Source organism: Telluria sp. LT1R51-2, from assembly GCF_059685775.1.
Window position 1 is genome coordinate 3,113,665 of sequence record NZ_JCASIM010000001.1, and the last position, 26,042, is coordinate 3,139,706.

General features: G+C 64.3%; 21 protein-coding genes. 13 read left to right on the forward strand and 8 right to left on the reverse strand.

The genetic code is table 11. The features are described 5' to 3' along the window. Position 1: 1 nt before the first annotated feature. Complete coding sequence (gene hrpA / locus AC56LH_RS13775) at positions 2-4,123, reverse strand: ATP-dependent RNA helicase HrpA (RefSeq protein ID WP_499646878.1); 4,122 nt, start codon at positions 4,121-4,123, stop codon at positions 2-4. A gap of 54 nt (positions 4,124-4,177) precedes the next feature. Here hrpA and argA point away from each other — a divergent pair, with 54 nt between their 5' ends. Continuing rightward, entirely contained in the window at positions 4,178-5,491 is a 1,314-nt protein-coding gene (gene argA, locus AC56LH_RS13780; RefSeq protein WP_258835248.1) for an amino-acid N-acetyltransferase, read from the forward strand. 47 nt (positions 5,492-5,538) lie between these two features. Then, the gene (locus AC56LH_RS13785; RefSeq protein ID WP_183555634.1) at positions 5,539-5,811 is read left to right on the forward strand and encodes an oxidative damage protection protein; all 273 of its coding nucleotides are present in this window, start codon (positions 5,539-5,541) and stop codon (positions 5,809-5,811) included. Positions 5,812-5,886: 75 nt separating this feature from the next. Here AC56LH_RS13785 and AC56LH_RS13790 read toward each other — a convergent pair whose 3' ends face one another. Together AC56LH_RS13790 and rpiA are read right to left on the reverse strand one after the other, a co-directional pair. Further along, the gene (locus AC56LH_RS13790) at positions 5,887-6,213 is read right to left on the reverse strand and encodes a hypothetical protein (protein WP_499646880.1); all 327 of its coding nucleotides are present in this window, start codon (positions 6,211-6,213) and stop codon (positions 5,887-5,889) included. Positions 6,214-6,226: 13 nt separating this feature from the next. After that, a complete protein-coding gene (gene rpiA / locus AC56LH_RS13795) occupies positions 6,227-6,904 on the reverse strand; it encodes a ribose-5-phosphate isomerase RpiA (RefSeq protein ID WP_499646882.1) in 678 nt (225 codons plus the stop codon). Positions 6,905-7,076: 172 nt separating this feature from the next. Between rpiA and AC56LH_RS13800 the strand changes: the two genes are divergently transcribed. The 5 genes from AC56LH_RS13800 to AC56LH_RS13820 all read left to right on the forward strand — a co-directional run bounded on the left by AC56LH_RS13800 (position 7,077) and on the right by AC56LH_RS13820 (position 14,161). Then, on the forward strand, positions 7,077-8,282 hold the full coding sequence (locus tag AC56LH_RS13800) for an efflux RND transporter periplasmic adaptor subunit (RefSeq protein ID WP_499646884.1): 1,206 nt from the start codon (positions 7,077-7,079) through the stop codon (positions 8,280-8,282). Continuing rightward, entirely contained in the window at positions 8,279-9,013 is a 735-nt protein-coding gene (locus tag AC56LH_RS13805; protein ID WP_499646886.1) for an ABC transporter ATP-binding protein, read from the forward strand. The genes AC56LH_RS13800 and AC56LH_RS13805 overlap by 4 nt, the downstream gene beginning before the upstream one ends. Next, the gene (locus AC56LH_RS13810) at positions 9,010-10,233 is read left to right on the forward strand and encodes an ABC transporter permease (protein WP_499646888.1); all 1,224 of its coding nucleotides are present in this window, start codon (positions 9,010-9,012) and stop codon (positions 10,231-10,233) included. The genes AC56LH_RS13805 and AC56LH_RS13810 overlap by 4 nt, the downstream gene beginning before the upstream one ends. A 326-nt stretch (positions 10,234-10,559) precedes the next feature. After that, positions 10,560-12,236, forward strand: coding sequence for a methyl-accepting chemotaxis protein (locus tag AC56LH_RS13815; protein ID WP_499646890.1), 1,677 nt, complete (start codon positions 10,560-10,562; stop codon positions 12,234-12,236). Positions 12,237-12,496: 260 nt separating this feature from the next. Next, positions 12,497-14,161: a methyl-accepting chemotaxis protein gene (locus tag AC56LH_RS13820; RefSeq protein ID WP_499646892.1), complete on the forward strand. Its 1,665-nt coding sequence runs from the start codon at positions 12,497-12,499 to the stop codon at positions 14,159-14,161. Between the two features lie 21 nt (positions 14,162-14,182). Here the strand turns inward: AC56LH_RS13820 and AC56LH_RS13825 are convergent, their stop codons facing one another. Further along, complete coding sequence (locus AC56LH_RS13825) at positions 14,183-15,124, reverse strand: LysR family transcriptional regulator (protein WP_499646894.1); 942 nt, start codon at positions 15,122-15,124, stop codon at positions 14,183-14,185. Positions 15,125-15,253: 129 nt separating this feature from the next. Here AC56LH_RS13825 and AC56LH_RS13830 point away from each other — a divergent pair, with 129 nt between their 5' ends. Genes AC56LH_RS13830 through AC56LH_RS13845 form a run of 4 tightly spaced genes read left to right on the forward strand, consistent with a single transcriptional unit; the run spans position 15,254 to position 19,391 of the window. Beyond that, positions 15,254-16,579, forward strand: coding sequence for a CitMHS family transporter (locus tag AC56LH_RS13830; RefSeq protein ID WP_499646896.1), 1,326 nt, complete (start codon positions 15,254-15,256; stop codon positions 16,577-16,579). 32 nt (positions 16,580-16,611) lie between these two features. Beyond that, complete coding sequence (locus AC56LH_RS13835) at positions 16,612-17,949, forward strand: acyclic terpene utilization AtuA family protein (protein ID WP_499646898.1); 1,338 nt, start codon at positions 16,612-16,614, stop codon at positions 17,947-17,949. Position 17,950: 1 nt separating this feature from the next. Then, entirely contained in the window at positions 17,951-18,250 is a 300-nt protein-coding gene (locus AC56LH_RS13840) for an AtuA-related protein (protein ID WP_499646900.1), read from the forward strand. 52 nt (positions 18,251-18,302) lie between these two features. Beyond that, complete coding sequence (locus AC56LH_RS13845) at positions 18,303-19,391, forward strand: porin (RefSeq protein ID WP_499646902.1); 1,089 nt, start codon at positions 18,303-18,305, stop codon at positions 19,389-19,391. Between the two features lie 83 nt (positions 19,392-19,474). Here AC56LH_RS13845 and AC56LH_RS13850 read toward each other — a convergent pair whose 3' ends face one another. From AC56LH_RS13850 to edd, 4 genes are read right to left on the reverse strand one after another with little or no spacing between them, the layout of a single operon-like run. After that, on the reverse strand, positions 19,475-20,152 hold the full coding sequence (locus AC56LH_RS13850; protein WP_499646904.1) for a penicillin-insensitive murein endopeptidase: 678 nt from the start codon (positions 20,150-20,152) through the stop codon (positions 19,475-19,477). Next, positions 20,149-20,685 (reverse strand): Rhs element Vgr protein, encoded by a 537-nt coding sequence (locus AC56LH_RS13855; RefSeq protein WP_499646906.1) that lies wholly within the window; start codon positions 20,683-20,685, stop codon positions 20,149-20,151. Before AC56LH_RS13855 ends, AC56LH_RS13850 begins: the two co-directional genes overlap by 4 nt. Positions 20,686-20,705: 20 nt before the next feature. Then, positions 20,706-21,329 carry a bifunctional 4-hydroxy-2-oxoglutarate aldolase/2-dehydro-3-deoxy-phosphogluconate aldolase gene (gene eda / locus AC56LH_RS13860; protein ID WP_343025066.1) on the reverse strand — a complete coding sequence of 208 codons (624 nt, stop codon included), beginning with the start codon at positions 21,327-21,329 and terminating at the stop codon, positions 20,706-20,708. Continuing rightward, a complete protein-coding gene (gene edd / locus AC56LH_RS13865; protein ID WP_499646917.1) occupies positions 21,326-23,245 on the reverse strand; it encodes a phosphogluconate dehydratase in 1,920 nt (639 codons plus the stop codon). Before edd ends, eda begins: the two co-directional genes overlap by 4 nt. 230 nt (positions 23,246-23,475) lie before the next feature. Here edd and pgi point away from each other — a divergent pair, with 230 nt between their 5' ends. Together pgi and AC56LH_RS13875 are read left to right on the forward strand one after the other, a co-directional pair. Further along, entirely contained in the window at positions 23,476-25,119 is a 1,644-nt protein-coding gene (gene pgi, locus AC56LH_RS13870) for a glucose-6-phosphate isomerase (protein WP_499646919.1), read from the forward strand. 24 nt (positions 25,120-25,143) lie between these two features. Beyond that, positions 25,144-26,040 carry an SMP-30/gluconolactonase/LRE family protein gene (locus AC56LH_RS13875; protein WP_499646921.1) on the forward strand — a complete coding sequence of 299 codons (897 nt, stop codon included), beginning with the start codon at positions 25,144-25,146 and terminating at the stop codon, positions 26,038-26,040. Positions 26,041-26,042 lie beyond the last annotated feature (2 nt).

The window sequence follows — 26,042 nt, forward strand, 5'->3', positions numbered from 1 at the left end:
ATTACCGCTGCATCGACTCCCACACCCTCTGCAAGCGCTTGGCCGACACCGGCATCGGCGTTCTCAGCTCCTGCGCGAACAGCGACACCCGCAACTCTTCCAGCATCCAGCGGAACTCGATCATGCGCGGATCGTTGTTCTTCGACCCCATGTTCTTGAGCGTGCGCTGGAATTGCGCCGCCGCCGACTGCCACTCCGCCATCAGCTGCGCATCGCGCGTCGGATTGCCGCGCAACTTCTCCAGCCGCACATTGATACCCTTCAGATAGCGCGGGAAGTGCGCCAGCTGGCTGTAGTCGTTGTCCGCGATGAAGCGCTTGTGTACGAGCGCCTGCAACTGTCCCATGATGTCCGCCGACACTGCCTGCGGCAGGGTTTGCACGCGCTTGGGCATGCCGTGGAATTCGGCCAGCACCTGGCCCGCCAGGCGCGCCACCTCGTTGATCAAGAGGCCAATGCGGCCCTTGCCCTGGTCACGGCGCGCGTTGAACTGCGCCGCATTGAGCGGCAGCGGATCCTGCAGGCAGGCGATGTCGATCGCCTTGGCCACGATCTGGTCGCGCAAGTCTTCCTGCGAACCCAGGCTCATGAACTGCATGCCCATGCCCTGCAGACCGGGGATGTTCTTCTCGGCGAACTTGAGCTGCTCCTTGAACTGCAGCGCGAACAGGCGGCGCAGGCCCACACGGTGCGTACGCGCTGCCACGTTCGGGTCGTCAAATACCTCCAGATCGCAGTGCGTGATCTTGTCGACCAGCGCCGGGAAGCCGATCAGCGTCAGCTTGCCCTGGTTGATTTCCAGGAGCTCCGGCAAGTCACCGAACGTCCACGCGGTCAGGCCCGTGTGCTGGCTGCTGGTCGACGCACCTTTGGCGGAGGCCACCGCCGGCGCGGCCGGCTGGGCGCCCTTGCCCTTGGCCGCTGGCGCCGCGGCAGTTGAAGCGGTAGCCGCTGCGCCCGAACCGACTGCGCCAGGCCGCGCCAGCCGCGCGAGCGAACCGCTCGACGCCGGTGCCGACTCGGCCATCTTCTGGAAACTCTCGCGCGCCTGCCCGCCCAGTTCGGCCTGCAGCGTGGCCAGATTGCGGCCCATGTCCAGCTGGCGACTGTGCTCGTCGATCACCTTGAAATTCATGAACATGTGCGCTGGCAGCGTCTCGATCTTGAAGTCAGCCGTCAGCACCAGCGTGCCGGTCTGCGCGCGCACGTCCGCGATCAGCACGTCGATCAGGTCGCCCCGTCCGAACGTGCCGGCCGCGTGGATCCGCTCGACGAACTTCGCCGCGTAATCCGGCAACGGCACGCAGTGGCGGCGCAGCTTTTGCGGCAGCGACTTGAGCAGCAAGTGCACCTTTTCCTTGATCATGCCCGGCACCAGCCACGCCGCGCGCTCTTGCGGGATCTGGTTCAGCGCGAACAGCGGCACGGCGAGCGTGACGCCATCGCGCACGCTGCCCGGCTCGAAGTGGTACGACAGCCCCATCTCGATGCCGGTGACGGTCATCGTCTTCGGGAACAACTCGGTGGTGATGCCGGCCGCTTCGTGCCGCATCAGTTCTTCGCGGTTCAGGTACAGCAGCTTCGGGTTCTCGCGCGCCACGTCCTTGTACCACTTCTCGAAACCGGCGCCATTGACGATGTCGCGCGGGATCTCGCTGTCGTAGAAGGCCGCGATCAGCTGGTCGTCCACCAGCACGTCCTGGCGGCGCGACTTGTGCTCGAGGTTCTCGATGTCCTTCACCAGCTTGTGGTTGTGGATGTAGAACGGCAGCCGCGTCTCATAATCGCCCGCAACCAGCGCGTCGCGAATGAAGATCTCGCGCGCTTCGGTCGGATTGCGCTGGCCGTAGTTGATGCGGCGCGCGCCGTAGATGACGATGCCGTGCAGCGTCGCGCGTTCGAGCGCCGTGACCTGTGCCTGCTTTTTCTCCCAGCGCGGCTCGCCCCAGGATTTTTTCAAGAGGTGCGCGCCGACTTTCTCAACCCACTCCGGCTGGATCTGCGCGATCGTGCGCGCATACAGGCGCGTCGTCTCCACCAGTTCGGCCGCCATGATCCAGCGCCCCGCCTTCTTGCCCAGCGTCGAACCGGGCCAGATGTGGAACTTGATGCCGCGCGCGCCCAGGTAGATGCCGGCCTGCTCGTCCTCGGCCTTGAAGCCGATATTGCCCAGCAAACCCGTGAGCAGCGAAATGTGCAGCTGTTCGTACGTCGCCGGCGACTCGTTCAGGCGCCAGCCCTGCTCGCGCACGATGGTGAGCAACTGCGAGTGCACATCGCGCCACTCGCGCAGGCGCACCTGCGACAGGAAGTTGGCGCGGCAGTTTTCCTGCAACTGGCGATTGGTTTTCTTGTGTTCGATCGCGTCTTCGAACCAGGCCCAGATCTTCAGGTAGCTGAGGAACTCCGAGCGCTCGTCGGCGAACTTCTTGTGCTTCTCGTCCGCCTGCTGCTGGTATTCGATGGGCCGGTCGCGCGGGTCCTGCGTCGACAGCGCCGAAGCCACGATCAGCATCTCGGTCAGGCAGCCGTTGTCGAGCGCCGCGAGGATCATGCGGCCCACGCGCGGGTCGAGCGGCAGCTTGGCCAGCTTGCGGCCCAGGGGCGTGAGTTCATTGGTGTCGTCGACCGCGCCCACCTCTTGCAGCAGCTGGTAGCCATCGGCGATCGCGCGGCCCTGCGGCGCCTCGATGAACGGGAACGTCTCCACGTCCGTCAGGCGCAGCGCCTTCATGCGCAGGATAACGGCGGCCAGCGACGAGCGCAGGATCTCGGGTTCGGTAAATTTGGGGCGCTTGAGGAAATCGTCTTCTTCGAACAGGCGGATGCAAACGCCATCGGCCACACGGCCGCAACGGCCAGCGCGCTGGTTGGCGGCCGATTGCGCGATCGGCTCGACCTGCAACTGCTCGACCTTGTTCCTGAAGCTGTAGCGTTTCACGCGCGCCAGGCCCGTGTCGACCACATAGCGGATGCCCGGCACCGTCAGCGAGGTTTCGGCCACGTTGGTCGACAACACGATGCGGCGCGCATTCGTCGTGCGGAACACGCGATCCTGCTCTTCGACCGACAAGCGCGCGAACAGCGGCAGGATCTCGACATGCGGCGGATGGTGCTTGCGCAGCGCCTCGGCGCAATCGCGGATTTCGCGCTCGCCCGGCAAGAACACGAGCACATCGCCCTGCCCCAGGCGGCACACTTCATCGACGCCATCGACCACGGCGTCCATCAGGTCGCGCTTGTCGCGCGCGGCTTGCGCTCTCGGCGCCAGGTTCGGTGCAGCATCTGAAGCCTGCGCAGGCTTGGGCGTATTGACGCCCGCGACCGGATCACGATCGACCGCGCGATAACGCACCTCGACCGCGTATAGACGGCCCGACACCTCGATCACCGGCGCCGGTTTCAGGTCCGCGCCATCGCCCTTGCCGAAGTGACGCGCAAAGCGCTCGGCGTCGATCGTCGCCGACGTGATGATGATCTTCAGGTCGGGCCGGCGCGGCATCAGCTGCTTCAGGTAGCCAAGCAAGAAGTCGATGTTCAGGCTGCGTTCGTGCGCCTCGTCGATGATGATCGTGTCGTAGTTGCGCAGCAGCGGATCGGTCTGCGTTTCGGCCAGCAGGATACCGTCGGTCATGAGCTTGACCGACGCGCCCTTTTGCAGCGTGTCGTTGAAACGCACCTTGAAGCCCACGTGCTCGCCCAGCGGCGTGCCCAGTTCCTGCGCGATGCGCTTGGCGGTGGACGAGGCGGCGATCCGGCGCGGCTGCGTGTGGCCGATCAGGCCTTTGCTGCCGCGGCCCAGTTCCAGGCAGATCTTCGGCAGCTGGGTCGTCTTGCCCGAACCGGTTTCGCCCGAGACGATGACGACCTGATTCTCCTGGATCGCCTTGGCGATTTCGGCGCGCCGGCCAGAGACCGGCAAGTCTTCGGGGAAGGTAATCGGCGGCAGCGGATTGCGCTCGCGCGGGACATCCTCGCGTGGCGGGCGCTCCTGGCGTGGCTGCCCCTCGCCACGCGCGCGGCGTGGACGTGGCTGGGCAGGTGCAGGGGCCGCAGTGGCGTTGGAGGTGGCGTCTACGGCGCGCGCCGGTCGTTGCGAAGGCTTGTTACTCTGTTCAGACATTGATTTTTACAAGGTTTTGGTGCGCACATCGCGCAGCGAATTATAATGCGGCAAATGGAAACTCCTACCCAATTCGTCCAGTGGCTGCGCTCGGTCGCGCCGTACATTCACGCATTCGGCGGCAAGACCTTCGTGGTCGCCTTCCCCGGCGAGCTCGTTGCTGCCGGCGCGCTACCGGTACTGGCGCAGGACTTGTCACTCCTGGTTGGCCTGGGCATCCGGATCGTGCTGGTGCACGGCTCGCGTCCACAGGTGGCCGAACAGCTCGATCTGCGTAACGTCGAGGGGCGCTTTCACAACGGCGTGCGCGTCACCGACACCGCCGCCCTCGAATGCGCGAAAGAAGCCGCCGGCGAACTGCGTCTCGATATCGAAGCCGCCTTCAGCCAGGGCCTGCCCAACACGCCGATGTCCAACGCCCAGATCAGCATCGTCTCGGGCAACTTCGTCGTCGCCCGCCCGCTTGGCGTGATCGACGGCGTCGACTTCGAACTCACGGGCGTCACGCGCAAGATCGCCGCCGAAAAAATCCACCCGATCCTGCAGACCGAAGACAACCTGGTGCTGCTCTCGCCGCTGGGTTTCTCGCCCACAGGTGAAATCTTCAACCTGACGCTGGAAGACGTCGCCGCGTCGGCCGCGATCGCGCTGCACGCCGACAAGCTGATCTTCATTACCGAGACGCCGATGATCGTCGACGCGGCCGGCACCGAGATCCGCGAGCTGTCGTCGCACATGGCCGAAGCCGTGCTGCAGGCGGGCTTTTTGTCCGACTCGGCCGCGTTCTACATGCAGCATGCGATCAAGGCCTGCAACGCCGGCGTCGATCGCGCCCACATCATTCCGTTCGAGATGGACGGCTCGGCGCTGCTCGAGGTCTTCACGCACGATGGCGTGGGCACCATGATCAGCCACGAGAACCTCGAAAGCCTGCGTCAGGCCACAATTGAGGACGTTGGCGGAATTATCAAGCTCATCGAACCACTCGAAGCCGACGGCACGCTGGTCTATCGCGGTCGCGAACTGATCGAACGCGAGATCGACCAGTTTTCGGTCATCGACCACGATGGCGTGATCTTCGGCTGCGCCGCGCTGTATCCGTTCCCCGAATCGAAGATGGGCGAGATGGCCTGCCTGACCGTGAGCCAGGATGCGCAGACGCAGGGCGACGGCGAGCGCATCCTCAAGCACATGGAAAACCGCGCCCGCGCGGCCGGCCTGACCAAGCTGTTCGTGCTGACCACCCGGACGTCGCACTGGTTCAAGAAGCGCGGCTTCGTGCCGGCCACGGTGGACGACCTGCCGAAAGACCGGCAGCACATGTACAACTGGCAGCGCCGCTCACAGGTCTTGATCAAGACTTTATAATACGGGTCTTAACGACCGAATCACCGAACGAATAACAGGAGTACTCGATGGCCCGCACCGTCCACTGCATCAAACTGAACAAGGAAGCCGAAGGCCTGGATTACCCACCGGTCCCTGGCGAAATGGGCAAGAAGCTGTACCTGCAGGTGTCGAAAGAAGCCTGGCAGGCATGGCTCAAGCACCAGACCATGCTGATCAACGAAAACCGCCTGAACCTGGCCGACGACCGCGCGCGCAAATACCTGGCGACCCAGCTGGAGAAGCACTTCTTCGGCGAAGGCGCCGACCAGGCAATGGGCTACGTGCCGCCACCGGTGTAAGCACGCCGCGCGCTCTACGTAAAAAAATCCCGCTCGGGGCACTGGCCGCGAGCGGGATTTTTTACGCTTGGTGTCTTACATCTTTTTGCACTGGCGCAGCTCGCAGCGCGCCATGAACACCTGGCCATTCTGGCACTGCATCCGGTAGACCTCGATCGGCCCCGGCTCGGTCACCAGCCCCGCCCCCTGCATGCTGGTGCAGGCCTGCGCCTTGGCCAGCTTCTCGACCGTGTGCGACGATTCCCCGACCTTGAACGGCGTGCGCTGGATCGCCGTCACGTCGGTCGACGCGACTGGCGCCACGACGGCAGGCTCGGACAAATCGATCGAACTGCCAAAGACAGAACACCCTGCCAGCAAGGCAGCGAGCAAAGAAGCGGACAGCAGCAGCGCACGATTCATGGTCGGGTTCCGGTTACAGCGACAGGGTCTTGACGCCGTCCGCCGTGCCAAGCAGGCAGACATCGGCGCCGGCTTTGGCGAACAGGCCAACGGCGATCACGCCGACGATCTGGTTGATGTTCTCTTCCAGCGCCACCGGATCGGTGATCTTGAGGCCCGCCACGTCGATCAGCTCACCGCCATTGTCGGTGATGAACGCCTGATCGGTACCGGCTTTGAGGCGCAGCTTCGGCTGGCCGCCCAGCGCCGCCAGCTGTCGCATCACCGACGCGCGCGCCATCGGGATCACTTCGACCGGCAGCGCGAATGCGCCCAGCGTCTCGACCAGCTTGGAGCCGTCGGCGATGCAGACGAATTTCTTTGCCACCGACGCGACGATTTTCTCGCGCGTGAGCGCTGCGCCGCCGCCCTTGATCATCGCGCCCTGCGCGTTGATTTCGTCGGCGCCGTCGATGTAGACGGCCATCGATTCGACGTCGTTCAGGTCGAACACGGGGATGCCGTGGCCGCGCAGGCGGCTTGCGGTGGCTTCGGATGACGCGACGGTGCCCTTGATGCGGTCCTTGATCTTGGCCAGTTCGTCGATAAAGAAGTTGGCGGTCGAGCCGGTGCCGACGCCGATGATTTCACCCTCGACCACGTAATCGATGGCGGCGCGCGCTACGGCTTGTTTCAGTTCGTCTTGAGTCATGATGCTTCGGTAAAAAAGGAATACGCCATTCTAGCGGATCGGGGCCGCCCTTTTTCCAAAATTGGCGGGGCTTCGCCGCCAAATTCAACCCTGCCAATGCGCCATGCATTGCCATTCCCGCACCGGTGCATCAAACTCGGCCTTTACTTGGTATTTATCTGGCATACATACAATGAACATCTTCACCAGGAAGCGCGTTGTCATCGCCGTTGCCGTCCTCGCCGCTGTCGCCGTCGCCGTTGCTGTCGTCAAGCGCAAGGACGACACCGTACCGCCATCCCAATACCGCAGCACCGTCGTCGACCGCGGCGCCATCAACCAGACCGTGACCGCCACCGGCACGATCAACCCGGTCGCCCTGATCAACGTCGGCTCGCAGGTGTCGGGCACTGTGGCCGAACTGAATGCCGACTTCAACGACCGCGTGAAAAAGGGCCAGGTGCTGCTCAAGCTCGAGCCGACCATCTTCAATGCCCAGGTGCGCCAGGCCGAAGCGAACATCGCGTCGGCGCGCGCCAGCCTGCGCCTGGCCCAGGCCACGTTCGAGCGCAACGAGCAGCTGGTGGCGCAGAACTTCCTGTCCGGCCTCGCGCTCGACCAGTCCAAGCGCGAGATGCAGGTCGCCCAGGCCAACCTGACGCTGGCGCAGGCGCAGCACGACCGCGCCAGGGCGGACCTGAACAACAGCGTGATCCGCTCGCCGATCGACGGCGTCGTGATCAAGCGGACGATCGACCTGGGCCAGACCGTGGCGGCGTCGTTCAACACGCCGAACCTGTTCCAGATCGCGCAAGACCTGACCAAGATGCAGATCGATACCAGCGTATCCGAAGCCGACGTCGGCCAGCTCAAGGACGGCCTGCCGGCCCGCTTCGTCGTCGATGCCTATCCCGACCGTGAATTCGCCGCCACCATGCGCCAGTTCCGCCTCGCGCCGAACGTCGTGCAGAACGTGGTCACGTACAACGTGGTGCTCGACGTGGACAACGTCGACGAACTGCTCAAGCCCGGCATGACGGCGCAGGTGCGGCTGGTGGTGGCGAACCGCCCGGACGTGCTGCGCATCCCGACCACCGCGCTGCGCTTCCGGCTGTCGGAAGAAGAGCAGGAGGCCGAGCGCAAGCGCAACAAGGACGCCAAGCCGGGCGCCGTTGCAGCCACTCCCGCGCCGGTCAAGGACGACGACATCGCGTTTCGCAACGCGAGCGACACCACGCGCATATTCAAGATTTACAAGCTTGATGCGATGAACCACCCGCAACCGGTCGACATCCGCGCCGGGCTGTCGAACTTCCGCTATACCGAAGTCGTTTCGGGCGACCTGAAACCGGGCGACCGCGTCGTCACCCGCTCGCTGGCCACGCCGGAAAATCCATGACCGGGCCGCTGATCGACATCCGCGCCGTGGTCAAGACCTACCTGAGCGGCGCGGTCGAAACCCCGGTGCTGCACGGCGTCGACCTGCGTGTGGAGCAAGGCGACTTCGTCTCAATCATGGGCCAGTCGGGTTCCGGCAAATCGACGCTGATGAACATCCTGGGGTGCCTGGACCAGGCCACCGGCGGTACCTACCTGCTCAATGGCGTCGACACGCGCACGCTCGGACGCGCCGAACTGGCCGACATCCGCAACCGCATGATCGGCTTCGTGTTCCAAAGCTTCAATCTCATCAAGCGAATGAGCGTGGCGGAGAACGTCGCCCTGCCCCTGATCTATGGCGGCATGGGCCGCGCCAAGGCGCAGGCGCGCGCGGTGCAGGAACTCGAGCGCGTGGGCCTGGGCGAATTTGCCAGACGCACCCCCAGCCAGCTGTCGGGCGGCCAGCAGCAGCGCGTGGCGATCGCGCGCGCACTGGTGACCGATCCGCCGCTGCTGCTGGCCGATGAACCCACCGGCAACCTCGATACCCACACGAGCGACGACATCATGACCAGCTTCGGCACCCTGAACCGCGAGCGCGGCATCACGATCGTGCTGGTGACGCACGAACCCGATGTCGCTGCCTACAGCCGGCGCCTGGTGCGCCTGAAGGATGGCCGCGTGCTGTACGACGGCCCAGCGGCCGAAGGCCTGCAATTGGCAGGCAGACAGGCGGGAGCTGCGCGATGAATCTGGTCCAGGTACTGATCGAGTCGTTCCGTTCAATGGCGGCCAACCGGCTGCGCACGGCCCTGACGATGCTGGGCATCGTGATCGGCATCGCGTCTGTAGTGCTGCTGCTGGCACTGGGCGACAGCATGCAGCGCTTCATCAGCAAGCAGTTGCAGATGCTGGGCACGAACATGGTCTACGTGATGCCGGGGGGCGACCGCACGGCCGCCCAGCGCGCCCGTGAAGGCAAGATCGCGGTGCTCACGCTGGACGATGCAGAAGCACTCAACGCGCTGCCCAGCCTGACCGGCGCCGCGCCGGCGCTGCAGGGCAGCTTCAAGGTCACGGCTGGCAACGAGAACGCCAGCAGCATGGTCATGGGCGTGACGCCCGCGATGTTCACGATCCGTAACTGGAAGGTCGACCAGGGCACGCTGTTCAGCGAAAGCGACGTGCGCGCCAGCGCTCGTCTGGTGGTAATTGGCCAGAAGGTGGCGGACCAGTTCTTTTACCGCGCCGACCCGCTCGGAAAACTCCTGCGCATCGAAAACGTCGCGTTCCAGGTGGTGGGCGTGCTGGCCGGCGAAGGCCGCCAGACCGATGGCACCGACCTGGCCGAACAGATCCTGGTGCCGATCACGGCAGCCAGCGCCAACCTGGTCAAGTCGCCGTTCCCGCAGAATGTCCACTACATCAATGCCCAGGGGCGGCCCGGGGTGGCGATGACGGACGCGATCGAGGACATCAAGGAAGTCATCCGCAGCCGGCACCGGATCCGCGTCGACGATCCCGACGACTTCCGGGTGCAGAACCTCAATACCATCGCCGAGACGGCCAACAAGATCACGGCCGGCGTGGCGCTGCTGCTCGGACTGATCGGCGCGATCTCGCTGCTGGTCGGCGGCATCGGCATCATGAACATCATGCTCGTGTCGGTGACCGAGCGCACGCGCGAAATCGGCATCCGCATGGCGATCGGCGCGCGGCCCAACGACGTGCTGATGCAGTTCCTGGCCGAGGCGGTGGTGATCTGCCTGGCCGGTGGCCTGGTCGGCATTGCGATTGCGGCCGGCGGCGCGGCGCTGATCACGAAATTTGCCGACTTTGAGGTCTATCTCACCATTAGCGCGGTGATGGTGGCGTGCGGGTTTGCCACGGCGGTGGGTGTGTTCTTCGGCTTTTATCCGGCCCGGCGCGCTTCGCGATTGCTACCGGTGGATTGCCTGCGCTACGAATAAGGACATCATCAATCAATGTCCAGTCTTGTCCGCTATCTTCCTCATCGAAGCAGTGAGCAGGTCAACCTGCCATAGCCCCGGGTTATGGCCGATCTATTCGCCTGCATTGGTTCGTCGATAACTCCGATATGCAATCGTTATCGAATAATAACAACCAAGTATCATATTGTTTCGCAAAAGCAACAATTATCGTTATTGCCGGATTTTTGATGTCCAATCAGCGTGGCTGCGTTTACGCTTGTCACTGTGCACTTGCGTTCCCGGCACGATGCACGCCCCGGCTTCACCAGGTTGTCGGGGTACCAATTGCTACCTGAACGGATACTATGAAAATCAACGATCTCAAAATAGGCGTTCGCCTTGGCGGCGCTTTTGCCGCCGTGCTCGCCCTGATGGTCCTGATGCTGGGCGTCGCCTTCTGGCAGCTCGAACGGATCGCCGACGCCAAGCAGACCATGGCGCAAACGTCCTACCGTGCCAAACTGGCCAAGGAGTGGAGCCAGGGTACCGTCACCAACAGTGTCAGCACCGTCGCCAAATACAAGAGTGTCGATACGGTCGACGAGAAGTACCATGACGCGCAGATGAAAGTCATCAGCGACAAGGCCGGCAAGCTGCAGAAAGAACTCGAATCGCTGGTCCAGAGCGAACAAGGCAAGGCGCTGCTGGCGGACATCGCGACCGAACGCGCCAAGTATTCGGTGATGCGCAACGAGGGCTTCAAGATGAAGAGCGCGCTTGGCGCCGACAGCGCCGAGGTCAAGGCCTTCTTCGAGACCAAGGTCATCCCTGAAATGCGCATTTACGTCGCCACCATCGAAAAACTCGCGGCGTACCAGGAGCTGTTGTTTACCAATGCGGACACCAGCATCGACGCCATCGTCGTGTCGGCAACGCGCATCCTGATCGGCCTGGGCATCGCCGCGCTGGCGATCGGCGCAGCCTGCGGCTGGCTGCTCACGCGCAGCATCACGCGTCCGCTGGCGCATGCAGTGGGCCTGGCGCGCCAGGTGGCTTCGGGCGACCTGACGGCGGATATCCGCGCCGAATCGCGCGATGAAGTGGGCGACCTGGTGCTGGCGCTCAAGACCATGAACGACAACCTGCTCAAGACCGTCACCGAAGTGCGCGCCGGCACCGAGACCATCGTTACCGCATCGCAGCAGATCGCCTCGGGCAATCTCGACCTGTCGTCGCGTACCGAGCAGCAAGCCAGCTCGCTCGAAGAGACAGCGTCGTCGATGGAAGAACTGACCAGCACCGTACGCCAGAACGCCGACAATGCACGCCAGGCCAATGTGCTGGCCAAGAATGCCTCGCAGATCGCGGCGCATGGCGGTGAAGTCGTGTCGCAGGTGGTGGCCACGATGGCCTCGATCAACGCCTCGTCGAAGAAGATCGGCGACATCATCGCCGTCATCGACGGCATCGCGTTCCAGACCAATATTCTGGCCCTGAATGCGGCAGTGGAAGCGGCGCGCGCCGGTGAACAGGGTCGCGGCTTTGCCGTCGTGGCCAGCGAAGTGCGCAACCTCGCGCAGCGCTCGGCCGCGGCGGCCAAGGAGATCCGCGGCCTGATCAGCGACTCGGTCACGAAGGTCGAGGCCGGTGGCCGCCTGGTGGATGAAGCCGGCGTGACGATGCAGGAAATCGTCCAGGGCATCGGGCGCGTGACCGACATCATGGCGGACATCACGTCAGCCAGCGCCGAGCAGTCGACAGGTATCGAGCAGGTCAACGAAGCGATCACGCAGATGGATGGCGTGACGCAGCAAAATGCGGCGCTGGTGGAAGAAGCGGCAGCGGCGGCCGCATCGCTGCAGGAGCAGGCGACGACGCTGGCGGAGTTGGTCAGCGTGTTCAATGTCGGTCATGGCAGGCCGGATGCTATGCGCCAGGCTGCGCGGCCGACAGTGGCCGGGCGTTCACTGGCTGTACACCGCGCCGCGCCATCGCGCAGTGATGTGGAGCGGATCGAGGACGAAGAAGACGCCATCGCCTGATGCTGTCTGCCACAACGGGCCGCCCTGGCCCGTTGCGGCGCCTGAAATAACGATCTTTACAACGTCATTATGCGCGTTACCTGCCCAAGGTAATGTTCACATATTATTTCGTTTACTCTCAGCAACACATTCGACGAATTTTTCATTTCCGCTGTCAATACGCCTCGATCAGGGATTATTCTGCAACAGGGGTTGCCTGTAAGTAAGCTTATCTTCAGGCCCCCACGATCGTCTCCCCTATTGTCAGGAATGGAATAGAAATGAACATCAAGGACCTCAAGATTGGCACCCGCCTGGGTGCGACGCTCGCCATTATCGTGGGCCTCATGGCCCTCATGGCAGGCAACGCACTATGGCAACTCTTCCAGATTTCACATGCGAAGACAGAGATGTCGGAGGCCTCTGAAAAATTCATGCTGGCCACGGAATGGCGCCAGGGTGTGGCGGTCAACCGGGTCAGTACCATCGCCCGCTTCAAGAGCACCTCGCCCGATGACGAGGCCTACCACGAGAAGGAAATGAAGGCGGTCAGCGCCAACGTGAGCAAGGTGCAGGACGAGCTGGAATCGCTGATTAAAAGTGACGAAGGCAAGGCATTGATCGCCACCGTGGCAACACGTCGCACGACCTACCTCGACGCGCGCAATGCGGCTTACAAGCTCAAGCGGGAACTGGGCCTGGACAATCCACAGGTCCAGTCACACTTTGAACAAAAAGTGATGCCGGCGATGCTCGCCTACACCGAGAGCGTCAATAAAGTCGCGGCCTTCCAGCAGATGCTGTTCAAGAATGCCAATGATCATATCGAGGTTCTCGACCAGTCTGCACGCCGCTCGCTGATCGTACTGGCAGTGGTCGGGCTGGTCGTCAGTATCGTGCTCGGGATGATGCTGGCGCGTAGCATTACCACGCCACTCCGGCGCGCCGTGGGCCTGGCGCGTCAGGTCGCCGCCGGCGACCTGACAACTGAAATCCGCGCCGAATCGCGTGACGAAGTCGGGGACTTGCTCGATGCGCTCAAGACGATGAGCACGAGCCTGCGCAAGACCGTGACCGAAGTGCGTACCGGGACTGAAAACATCGTCACTGCGTCGCGTCAGATTTCGTCGGGCAATATGGATTTGTCTTCACGCACCGAGGAGCAGGCCAGCTCGCTCGAAGAAACCGCCTCCTCGATGGAAGAGCTCACGAGCACCGTGCGCCAGAACTCCGAGAATGCGCGCGAGGCCAATGTCCTGGCCAAGAACGCATCCCAGATCGCGGCGCATGGTGGTCAGGTGGTGTCGCAGGTGGTCTCGACGATGGCGTCGATCAATGCCTCGTCGAAGAAGATCGGCGACATCATCGCCGTCATCGACGGCATTGCCTTCCAGACGAATATCCTGGCCCTGAATGCGGCAGTCGAAGCGGCGCGCGCCGGCGAACAGGGCCGCGGCTTCGCGGTCGTGGCCAGCGAAGTGCGCAACCTTGCGCAGCGCTCAGCCGCCGCAGCCAAGGAGATCCGCGGCCTGATCATCGACTCGGTCCAGAAGGTCGATGCCGGCGAACGCCTGGTCGGTGAAGCCGGCGCGACGATGCAGGAAATCGTGCAGGGCATCGGGCGCGTGACCGACATCATGGCCGAGATCGCGTCGGCCAGCGCCGAGCAAAGCACCGGCATCGAACAGGTCAACGAGGCGATCACGCAGATGGATGGCGTGACGCAGCAGAACGCGGCACTGGTCGAAGAAGCAGCGGCAGCATCCGCGGCGCTGCAGGACCAGGCGACGACCCTGGCGCAGCTGGTCAGCGTGTTCAACCTGGGTCAGGAAGACGCGCCCCGCCCTGACGCCAGCCGCTCACTGGCACTGCGCGCGCCAGCGCCGGCACGCGCCGGTACGAAGAAAGCCAGGCCAGTCGGGTTGACAGAAAACGCCGTCGCCTGACAAGCCGCGTCGGGGCGCTGGCTAGAGGCCCAACCCCGCATCGACCGGCTTCGCACCACGCTGCCTGCCATTGGCCGACAGCCGCGCCTCGATCAGTTCGAGCATGCCCTGCGCGGCGTTCGATAACGCCCGGTCCTTGCGCTGGACGATCAGGATCGGGCGCACCACGGCCGCCGCATCGAGCGGAATGGCAATCAGGTCCAGGCTGCGGAACTGGAACAGCGTCAGCTCCGGCACCAGGCTCACCCCGAGTCCCTGCCCGATCAGGCCCGCTACGGTGGCCAGGTGTTCGACCTCCAGGCCGGAATGGCGCACGGCCAGCCCCCGCGTCAGCTGGTCAACGTGCTGGCGCACGCTGGTCGATGGCGCAAGATGAATCAGCTCGCAGCCCACCAGATCCGGCATCCGGATTTTGCGCTTGCGTGCGAGCGGATGATCGCGCCGGCAGACAAAGAAAAACGGATCGCTGCACAGGGTGCGGGTTGAAAATTCAGCCAGGTTCGCACCGGGCGCCGTCAACGCCAGATCGACCCTGCCCTGGCGCAGCAGGTGCAGGCATTGGTCCGACAGCGCATCGAACAGCTGCACCGTGATCCCGGGATAGGTGGCCTTGTAGTGTGCGATGACCTCGGGTATGCCGTTGGCCGCCAGCGATGGCAGCACGGCCAGCGCCACCCTGCCCTTGCGCCGCGCAATGAAGTCGCCCATGTCGGTGAAAGCCGCGTCGAGGTCGGCCAGCAAGGTGCGCGCCACTTCCACGAACAGTTCGCCTTCGGTGGTCAGGGTGACGTTGCGCGTGTCGCGCTGGACCAGCTTGGCGCCGACGGTCGCCTCGAGCTTCTGGATCACGGCGCTGAACGCCGATTGCGACAGATGGCAGCGCTCGGCCGCCTGGGTGAAATGCCGGTGCTGCTCCAGCGCCAGGAACGCCTGCAACTGCTTGGTAGAGATATTTGGAAGCATCGCGCCTGCCACTTATCGAAAAAGCCGCACAATCAATCGGAAAAATCCATTTTACAACAAAAACCAAGGCCCCCCAGAATGGGCTCAAGTGCTGCATCGATCAGCACATACAATAAATTGGAGACTTTCATGCTGGCCTTCCTCGGCTTTCTTACTATTTTCGCCCTGCTGTTCGTGATCCTTGGCAGGAAGATGTCCGCCCTTGTCGCGCTGATTGCGATCCCGGTGCTCACAGCGCTCATTGGCGGCTTCGGCGCCGAGATCGGCACCTACATCACGGATGGCATCAAGGCCATCGCGCCGATCGCCGGCATGCTGGTGTTTGCCATCCTGTTCTTCGGCGTGCTGACCGACGCCGGCATGCTCGATCCGATCGTCAACCGCATCCTCAAGATCGTCGGCAACCACCCGGCCCGCATCACCCTCGGCACCGCCGTGCTGGCGGCGATCGTTCACCTCGATGGTTCCGGCGCGGTGACCTTCCTGGTCGTGGTGCCAGCGATGCTGCCACTGTATATCAAGCTGAAGATGGACAAGCGCATCCTGGCCTGCGTCGTCGCCATGTCGGCGGGCGTGGCCAATGCGCTGCCGTGGGGCGGCCCGACCCTGCGCGCATCGGCGGCGCTGCATCTGCCGATGTCCGAACTCTACCTGCCGATGGTGCCGGTGCAGATCGCCGGGATGCTGTTCGTCTTTGGCTGCGCGTGGATGATGGGCGTGCGCGAGCAGCGGCGCCTGGGCCTGACCGGCGCCATGCTGGCCAGTGCGGGCTCTGGCTCCGGTGCCCCCGACTATCACGTGCAGGAAATCGACGAAGCCCAGCTGAAGCTGCGCCGGCCGGGCCGCTTCATCCCCAACGTGCTGCTCGTGATCGTTGTCCTGGGCACGATGATCTCCAACGTGCTCGATCCGGTGGCCTGCTTCATGTTCGGCACCGTGCTGGCCCTGTTGATCAACTACCCGGACGTCGCCGAACAGCGTAACCGCGTCGATGCGCATGCCAAGGCGGCCCTGATGATGGCGAGTATCCTGTTCGCGGCCGGCGTCTTCACCGGCATCATGAAGGGCACCGGCATGCTCACCGCCATGGCCCAGCTGCTCGCTGCCAGCATCCCGGCCAGTCTGGCCAGCCACCTGCCGTTCGTCACCGGCCTGGTGTCGATGCCACTGAGCCTGATCTTCGATCCGGATTCGTTCTACTTCGGCGTGCTGCCCGTACTGGCCGAAGCCGGCACGGCGCTCGGCGTGCCGCCGGTGCAGCTGGCGCAAGCGGCGCTGATGGGCCAGATGACCACCGGCTTCCCGGTCAGCCCCCTGACGCCGGCCACGTTCCTGCTGGTCGGACTGGTCGGCATCGACCTCGGGGAACACCAGCGCTTCACGATTCCCTACCTGTTCGCCACCACGGTATTCATGACCTGCGTCGCCGCGCTGATCGGGCTGTTCCCGTTCTGACGAACCCATTGACCCTTTCGAAAGACTGCACCATGAAAACCCTACGCATCGGCTGCGGCGCCGGCTATTCGGGCGACCGCATCGAACCGGCGCTCGAACTGGCCGAGCATGGCGACCTCGATTACCTCGTGTTCGAATGCCTGGCCGAACGCACCATCGCCCTGGCTCAGCAAGCCCGGATGAAGGATCCGGCACTGGGTTACGACCCGCTGCTCGAAGCGCGCATGCTGGCAGTGCTGAAGCCCTGCGCCGACAGGGGCATCAAAATCATCACGAACATGGGCGCGGCCAACCCGCTCGCGGCGGCCGCCAAAACCAGGCAGATCGCCGTCTCGCTCGGCCTTGGCCACCTGAAGATCGCTGCCATCACGGGCGACGACGTCCTCGAACAGCTGCGCCAGGGCGACTACCTCGACGACACCGGCGAACCGGTGGCGGCATTGGGCAGCCGGCTGCTGTCAGCCAATGCTTACCTGGGCGCGCAGCCGCTGGTCGACGCACTGGCGCAAGGCGCCGACATCGTCATCACCGGCCGTATTGCCGACCCGGCGCTGGTGCTCGCGCCGGCCATCCACGCCTTCGGCTGGGCGATGGACGACTGGCAGCGCCTGGGCCAGGGCACGCTGGCCGGGCACCTGCTCGAATGCGCCGGCCAGGTGTGCGGCGGCTACTTCGCCGACCCCGGCGTCAAGGACGTACCAGGCCTGGCGCGGCTGGGTTTCCCGCTCGCCGTGATCGGCGAGGACGGCAGCGTCGAGATCACCAAGGTGGCCGGTTCGGGCGGCTACGTGACCCGCGCCACCTGCACCGAGCAGCTGCTGTACGAAATCCATGACCCGGCCGCCTACCAGACGCCGGACGTCGTGGCTGATTTCTCGGCGGTGACGATGACCGAGTGCGCACCGGACCGCGTCAGCCTGCAGGGCGCCAGCGGCCATCCGTGCAGCGGCATGCTGAAAGTATCGATCGGCTACATCGACAGCTACATCGGCGAAGGCCAGATCTCGTACGCGGGACCCGGCGCACTGGCGCGCGCGCGCCTGGCGCAGGCGATCGTCGCCGAACGGTTCGCACTCACGGGCGTCGCACTCACCGAGGTGCGCTATGACCTGATCGGCGTGAATGCGCTGCATGGCGACCGTGACATGCCGGGCGACGCCGAACCGCGCGAGGTGCGGCTGCGCGTCATCGGCCGCACCACAAGCCTGCAAGAAGCGATCCGCATCGGCAACGAAGTCGAAACCCTGTACACCTGCGGGCCGGCGGGCGGCGGCGGGGCCACCCGATCGGCGCGCGAAGTGATCGCGATCCGCTCCACGCTGCTGCCTGCCGCGCAGGTCAGCCCAGTGATCCATTTCGAGGAAACCTGACATGAAACTTCGCGACATCGCGCATTCGCGCGCCGGCGACAAGGGCGACATCTCCAACCTGTCCCTGATCGCGTTTCACGCGGCCGATTACGCACTGCTGGAACAGCAGGTCACCGCCGAACGGGTACGCCGGCATTTCGCCGGCATCGTGCATGGCGAGGTAACCCGCTACCTGCTGCCGCAACTGGGCGCCATGAACTTCGTCATGCAGCAGGCGCTGGGCGGCGGCGTGACGCGCTCCCTGGCCCTGGACGCCCATGGCAAATCGCTCAGCTCGATGCTGCTCGATATGGAACTGTAACCGGCAAGAAGACCGCGGCTCGACCCACCTACAACAATAGCAGGAGACAAGCATGACAAAACTGACGGTGATTTCGATCGCCATGCTCGCTGTCGCCGGTATCGGCGCCAGCAACGCGTCGCTGGCGCAAACGAATCTGACTGTATATGGCGTTGCCGACGCCGGCATCGTCAACGAGCGCGGCGGCGCCGCCGGCAACGTTACCAAGGTCAGCAGCGGCGTGGCGTCTGCGTCGCGCCTGGGATTTCGCGGTTCAGAAGATCTTGGCGCAGGCGTCTCGGCGCTGTTCGTGCTCGAGGCAGGCATATCGATCGACACCGGCGCGCTGGCCTCATCGAGCCAGGCTTTCAACCGCCAATCCTTCGTCGGCCTGAAAAGCAAGGAAGTCGGCAGCCTGACCATCGGCCGCCAGTACACGCTGACCTACAACGCCCTTGGCCAGGTCGGCGATCCCTTCGGCAGCGGCCTGTCGGGCAGCGCGAAAAACCTGTTCCCGGTGGCGGGCGCCAATCTGCGCGCGAACAACGCGATCATCTACACGACGCCCGTGAAGAACGGCTTCACCGCGGAAGTGCTGTATGCACCAGGCGAAATCAGCGGCAGCAGCAACGCCGGGCGCCAGTACAACGTCGGCATCAGCTACGCCAAAGGCCCGATCAACGCCCGGCTGGCGCACAACCACCGCAACAACGACAGCGCCAGCGTCAGGGGTTTGGACAACGGCCGCAACACGCTGTTCGTCGCGAATGTCGATTTCAAGGTGATCAAGGTGTTCTTTGCCTACAGCACCGATGAGGGCCTGAACAGCGCACCGCTGAACAATGCCACGCCTTTGCCGTATGGCGAGGTATTTACCCCCAGCCTGAAAGGCGACGACACGCTGATCGGCGCCACCATCCCGATGGGTCCGGCTGGCACCATCATGACGTCGTACATTCGCAAGAATGACAAGACCGCGCTGAACCAGGATGCGGCCCAGTATGCGGTTGGCTATGTCCACATGCTGTCCAAGCGGACCAGTGCCTATACGTCGTACGGCATGATCGACAACCGGAACGGGGCTGGTTATACGGTAGGTAACAATGCCGAGGCGGGTTCGGGCGACCGGGCTTTCAATATCGGGTTGCGGCATACGTTTTGAGCGTGCCGGTCACCAAAAGCTCACGCGATTGCGCGCTCAAACAGGCCCGGGCTGTTGCGATCGTGCTGCTGACGTGCGGTCCTCTACCTGGCGCACTTGACCGCGAAATCGACGTGGTAATGCTCGTCATGCCGAACCCAGGGCCGGGTCTTCATGAACGGCAGCGACTTGAAATGCTGACCTGCCGGTGTGGCCAGTACCTTCGGGATGTACTCAGGCGCCAGAATGACGCGCGCAATACCGAACCCATGGCGCCGTGCTTCCAGATCCAGCTGCGCCAGATGCGCGGCAATGGCGGCGAAGTCGATGCGCAAGTCCGCAAGCTTGCCTGCATCATCAAATTCCAGATCGTACCCATAGTGGTTGTGCGCGGTCCGCGGCAACTGCGCCGGCCGGCCATCACGGCCGCGCACCGGCACCATGAAGTCCGCCGATGTCCCGTTCTCGTGCGTGCGATGGGGCGGCATCGGTCCGCCGGTGCGCAGGCCGGTCTCGCCGTAGACGTACTGCACGTCCGGTGTGCTGCGGGACAGTGTCGAATATGCGCCCAGCACGACGTCACGTACCTGCGCATGGACGTAGGTGCGGCCAAGCTTGAGGCCGAGTTCCGAATAGGCCGCGAAGTTGGCGCCCGCAAGCGGCAGGGCCACCGCCCCTTCGATGCGCCCGCTCCCGCTATTACCAAAGCAGGTGCTGGCCAGCGCGGGTGCGCACAGGACTGTGGCAGCCAGCATCACGCCCACGGAAAACGGGCGCATCATGCAGCCAGCCAGCGCGCAGGCCCACGCGGCAAGCTTGCGCGGCTGGCAGGATCGGCCAGAAACAGCGCCAATACCTTTTCATACAACGCCAGGCTGTCGCGGTAGCGCTGCTGGCGCATCGCCTCCGGCCGGCGCAAGTGCCTGAGCACGAAGTAATCCGCCAGCAAATCCCCCTGCGCTTCCATATTGAAGTCCTCCAGCGTCGAACCTTCGGTCAGCGTGTAGCCATAGGATAGCCCGATCCGGAACGCGCCGCGCAGTCGCACCGGATACCCGAGCTGATGCTGCCAGACGTGTACCATCTCGTGCATGAACCAGTGGATCGCAGGCGGATCGCCGCGCGCATAGTCGGGGAGAAAACAGGAGTGGTGAAAATACATGCTGCCGTTGGGCGTCATGCAGCAGTTCCGTGGCTGGAACGGCATGTAGCGGCGGTTGTGGATCCGCACGCGCGTGACATCGACGGCGTCGCCGAACAACAGCGACGCCAACCTGATTTCACCTTCGCTTAAGAGGCGAAAGGACGAGCGCACGATACGTCGCCCGCCGCCAGTCAGCTGGCGCGCAGCGCTGCGGCGGCTTTGGCCAGCGCGGTGATGTGGGCCCAGTCGCCGGCCTCGATCGCGTCCTTCGGCGTGAGCCACGAACCGCCCACGCAGGCGACGTTCTTGCAGGCCAGGAAGGCCGGTGCGGTCTCGATCGTGATGCCGCCGGTCGGGCAGAACGTCATGTCCGACAGCGGGCCGCGGATCGCATTGAGCATGCCCACGCCGCCTGCCTGCATGGCCGGGAACAGCTTGACCTGGCGGAAGCCTGCTTCGCGCGCGGCCATCACTTCCGATGGCGTCATCACGCCCGGGAGCAGCGGCAGGCCGCTCGACTTGGCGGCGGCGATCAGCGCTGGCGTCAGGCCCGGCGAGACGCCGAACACGGCGCCGGCGTCGCGCGAGGCGACGAATTCTTCGGGCGACGTCAGCGTGCCTACGCCGACGATGGCGCCTTCGACTTCGCTCATGGCGCGGATCGCGCCCAGGCCGTGTTCCGTGCGCAGCGTGACTTCGAGCACGCGGATGCCGCCGGCGACCAGCGCCCTGGCCAATGGCACGGCGTGGGCCGGATCGTCGATGGCGATGACAGGGATCACGCTCGCCGAGCGCATAATTTCAAGTAAGGTCATTTCTGCGTCCTAAAGAGAAAGTCTTCGTCTGAACCCGGCACGACTTCATTGGCGTCCAGGCCTTCGTGCAGCGGCACGATGGTGGGGATCGGCGACGGCAGCGGGAACGTCGCCGCGCCCTGCTCCGCGGCGCTGATCGAGGCGCGGAACATCGTAAACAGTTCGCGGCCCATGCCGATGTGGCTTTTGGTCAGGTCGGTCGTGGCCTGCTTGCGCGCAGCCCACTCTTCGGCCGGTACCAGCGCCTGCAGCGTGCCGGTGGTGGCGTCGACGCGGATAATGTCGCCGTCGCGCACGAGACCCAGCGGGCCGCCGGCCAGGATTTCTGGCGACACGTGGATCGCCGCCGGCACCTTGCCAGACGCGCCCGACATGCGGCCGTCGGTGACCATCGCCACCTTGAAGCCGGCATCCTGCAGGTTCGACAGGGCTGGCGTCAGGGCGTGCAGTTCCGGCATGCCGTTGGCGCGCGGGCCCTGGAAGCGCACCACCGCGACGAAATCGCGATTGAGCTGGCCGGCCTTGTAGGCGCCCATGAAATCTTCCTGCGAATCGAACGTGATCGCCGGTGCTTCGATCACGTGGTAGTCGTGCTTGACGGCCGAGATCTTCATCACGGCGCGGCCCAGGTTACCCTGCACCAGCACCATGCCGCCGTTGGGGCTGAACGGGTTCGACGCCGGGCGCAGCACGGTTTCGTCGCCGCTCTGGGCCGGCGTGTCGCGCCAGATGGTCTTGCCATCCTCGCCCAGGAAGGGCTCCTTGCAGTGGGCGCGCAGGCCGTGGCCCAGCACCGTGTTGACGTCTTCGTGCGCCAGGCCAGCGTCCAGCAGTTCGCGGATGATGAAGCCCGGGCCGCCGGCGGCCTGGAAGTGGTTCACGTCCGCTTCGCCGTTCGGGTAGATGCGCGTGAGCAGCGGCACGACTTTCGACAGCTGGTCGAAGTCGTCCCAGTCGATGACGATGCCGGCCGCGCGCGCGATCGCCACCAGGTGCAGCGTGTGGTTGGTCGAGCCACCCGTCGCGTGCAACGCGGCGATGGCGTTGACGATGCATTTCTCGTCGACGATGCGGCCGATCGGCATATAGGTGCCACCCTGCTGCGAGATCGCCACTGCCTGGCGCGCTGCGCTTTTGGTCAGCGCGTCGCGCAGTTCGGTGCCCGGCGTGATGAACGCGGCGCCCGGCAGGTGCAGGCCCATCACTTCCATCAGCATCTGGTTGCTGTTGGCGGTGCCGTAGAAGGTACAGGTGCCGGCATCGTGGTACGACGCGGCTTCGCATTCCATCAGTTCTTCGCGCGTGGCCTTGCCCTGCGCGTAGAGCTGGCGCACACGTGCCTTCTCTTTGTTCGACAAGCCCGACGTCATCGGGCCGCCCGGCACGAAGATGCCCGGGATGTGGCCGAAGTGCAGCGCGCCGATCAGGAGGCCCGGCACGATCTTGTCGCAGATGCCCAGGTACAGGCTGGCGTCGAACATATTGTGCGACAGGCCGACGGCGGTGGCCATGGCGATGGTGTCGCGCGAGAACAGCGACAGTTCCATGCCCGGCTGGCCCTGCGTGACGCCATCGCACATGGCGGGTACGCCGCCGGCAAACTGGGCCACGGCGCCGATTTCGCGCACGGCGTCCTTGATGATCTTCGGATAGCCCTCGAACGGCTGGTGCGCCGACAGCATGTCGTTGTAGGAAGAAACGATGGCCACCGACGGCTGCTTGACTTCACGCAGCTTCAGTTTGTCGTTGGCCGGGAACGCGGCGAACCCGTGGGCGAGGTTCGTGCACGACAGCGCGCCGCGCTGCACGCCCTGGATGCGGGCGGCCTCGAGGTGCGCCAGATAGGCAGCGCGCGACGGGCCGCTGCGCTGGATGATGCGGTTGGTAACCTGTTCGACTACGGGGTGGAGCGCCATGTTCGTTCCTTCCTGAATTTAGTATCTGAAATTTTACTACAATTTGGGTCGCTGCGCTCTTCCGCGACTCCCGATGCTGTATGGATGAGCGTGAAGGCGCCTTCCGAAAAGCGCCGGTAGTTGGTGTCTTAGCGGCGCACACGTGCTTTTATGTAGTGAATTTACGCGCAGATAATTGTATTATTCGATAATCTGTTAACGACAACATTGTGCCACGCACCCCGGACCCCATGCGCCAGCCATCCTTGACCAGTACCGCCAGCTTCCAGGCCCTCGCCCAGCACGCCGACATCGCCACCACGTGGCAGATGCGTGATCTGTTTGCCGCCGACCCGCAGCGCTTCGAGCGATTCAGCGACGAAGCGGCAGGCCTGTTCCTAGACTATTCAAAAAATCGCCTCGACGGGCGCACGCTTGAACTGCTGATGCAGCTGGCGCGCGAGCGCGGCGTCGAAGCGCGGCGCGATGCGATGTTCCTGGGCGCGCGCATCAACAACACCGAAGGCCGCGCGGTGCTGCATACCGCCCTGCGCGCCCCGCGCGGCGCGTCGCACGTGGTCGATGGCGTGGACATCAACGCCGACATCCACGCCGTGCTCGATCGCGTCAAGACCTTCACCGACGCGGTGCGCAGCGGCGAATGGCTCGGTTACACCGGCAAGCCGATCACGGACATCGTCAACATCGGCATCGGTGGCTCCGACCTGGGCCCGAAGATGGTCGTGCTGGCCCTGCGCCACTACGCGCATCCGCGCCTGCGCATGCACTTCGTCTCGAACGTCGACGGCCACGACATGGACGCCGCCTTGGGCCAGGTCGATCCCGAAACGACACTCTTCATCGTCGCCTCCAAGACCTTCACCACCACCGAGACGATGATGAACGCGCAGACCGCGCGCCGCTGGTTCCTCGCGCACGCGCCAGAAGAGGCGTTGGCAAAGCACTTCGTCGCCGCATCGACCAACACCGAGGCGATCAAGGCCTTCGGCATCGACCCGGCCAATATGTTCCCGTTCTGGGACTGGGTTGGCGGCCGCTATTCGGTATGGTCGGCGATCGGCCTGCCGGTCGCGCTGGCCGTGGGCTTTGGCTACTTCAAGGACTTCCTGGCCGGCGCCCACGACATGGATGAACACTTCCGCAGCGCGCCGCTCGAGCAGAACCTGCCGGCGCTCCTGGGCCTGATCGGCTTCTGGAACCGCCAGTTCCTCGAGTGCAGCTCGGTATCGATCGCGCCGTACCACCAGGACCTGAACCGCTTCCCGGCCTATCTGCAGCAGCTCGACATGGAAAGCAACGGCAAACGCGTCACGCGCGACGGCCAGCCTGTCGACACGCCAACCTGCCCGGCAATCTGGGGCGAGTGCGGCACCAACGGCCAGCACGCCTACTTCCAGCTGCTGCACCAGGGCACCGACGTGACGCCGATGGACTTCATCGCTGCCCTGCGCCCGGCGCACGAGATGGACCACCACCACACTGCCCTGCTGGCGAACTGCTTCGCGCAGTCGGAAGCCTTCATGAAGGGCAAGACCGCCGACGAAGTGCGCGCCGACCTGACGGCGCAAGGCTTGCCGGCGGACGAAGTCGAGCGCCTCACGCCGCACAAGACCTTCCCCGGCAACCGCCCGAGCAACACGATCCTGATGGAGCGCCTGACGCCCACCACGCTGGGCGCCCTGATCGCGCTGTACGAGCACAAGACATTCGTCCAGGGTGTGCTGTGGGACGTGAACAGTTTTGATCAGTGGGGCGTCGAGCTGGGCAAGGTATTGGCCAAGAAGATCGAGGCCGAGTTGGCGGGCGAGCCGGCACCAAGCGGGCATGACAGTTCCACCAATGGGTTGATCGCACGCGCCAGGGCCGCCGTCTGATCCCGAACTTTTGAGACCGAGACTATGGCAACCGAAAAATTTGAAGTGGTACACGAGGCGCCGATGCTAGTGGGCGAATCGGCGATCTGGCACGAAGTCGAATCGGCCCTGTACTGGGTCGATATCGAAGGCCTGACCGTCAACCGCCTGCACGCGGCCAGCGGCAAGTTCTCGTCATGGAAGATGGGCTCGAACCCATCGGCGCTGGCGATCGACGAGAACAATTTTCTGGTCGTGGCCACGCGCGAGCGCCTGCTGCGCCTGAACACGACCGACGGTGCGGAAACCCCGATCGCCGACGCGCCCTACGATACGTCGAAGGTGCGCTTCAACGATGGCCGCGTCGACCCGGCGGGCCGGTTCTGGATCGGCACCATGTACGAGCCACGCGACCAGCCGGCTGCCGAGATGTACGTGCTCGCGCGCGACAACCTGCGCTGCGCCTGGCGTGGCGGCATGACCAACTCGAACGGCCTGGCCTGGAGCCTGGATGGCCGCACGATGTTCCATGCCGATACCACCTCGCATCGCATCGACTGCTACGACTTCGACGTGGCCACCGGTGAGCACAGCAACCGCCGCACGATCCTCACCTTCCCGACCGATAAAACGGCCCCGGACTACGGCGGCCGGCCCGATGGCGCAACGATGGATTCTGAAGGCATGTACTGGGTCGCGATGTTCGAAGGCGGGCGCGTGCTGCGCATCTCGCCAACGGGCGAGATCCTGCGCGAGATTAAGCTGCCGGTGCGCTGCCCGACATCGGTCTGCTTCGGCGGGCCCGACCTGCGCACGCTGTACATCACCAGCGCCAGCCAGGGTCGCTCAAGCGAAGAGATCGCGCAGTATCCGCACACCGGCAAGGTGCTGTCGGTGCGGCTCGATGTGGCGGGCCGCGAAGAGCCCGAGTACGCGATCTGAAC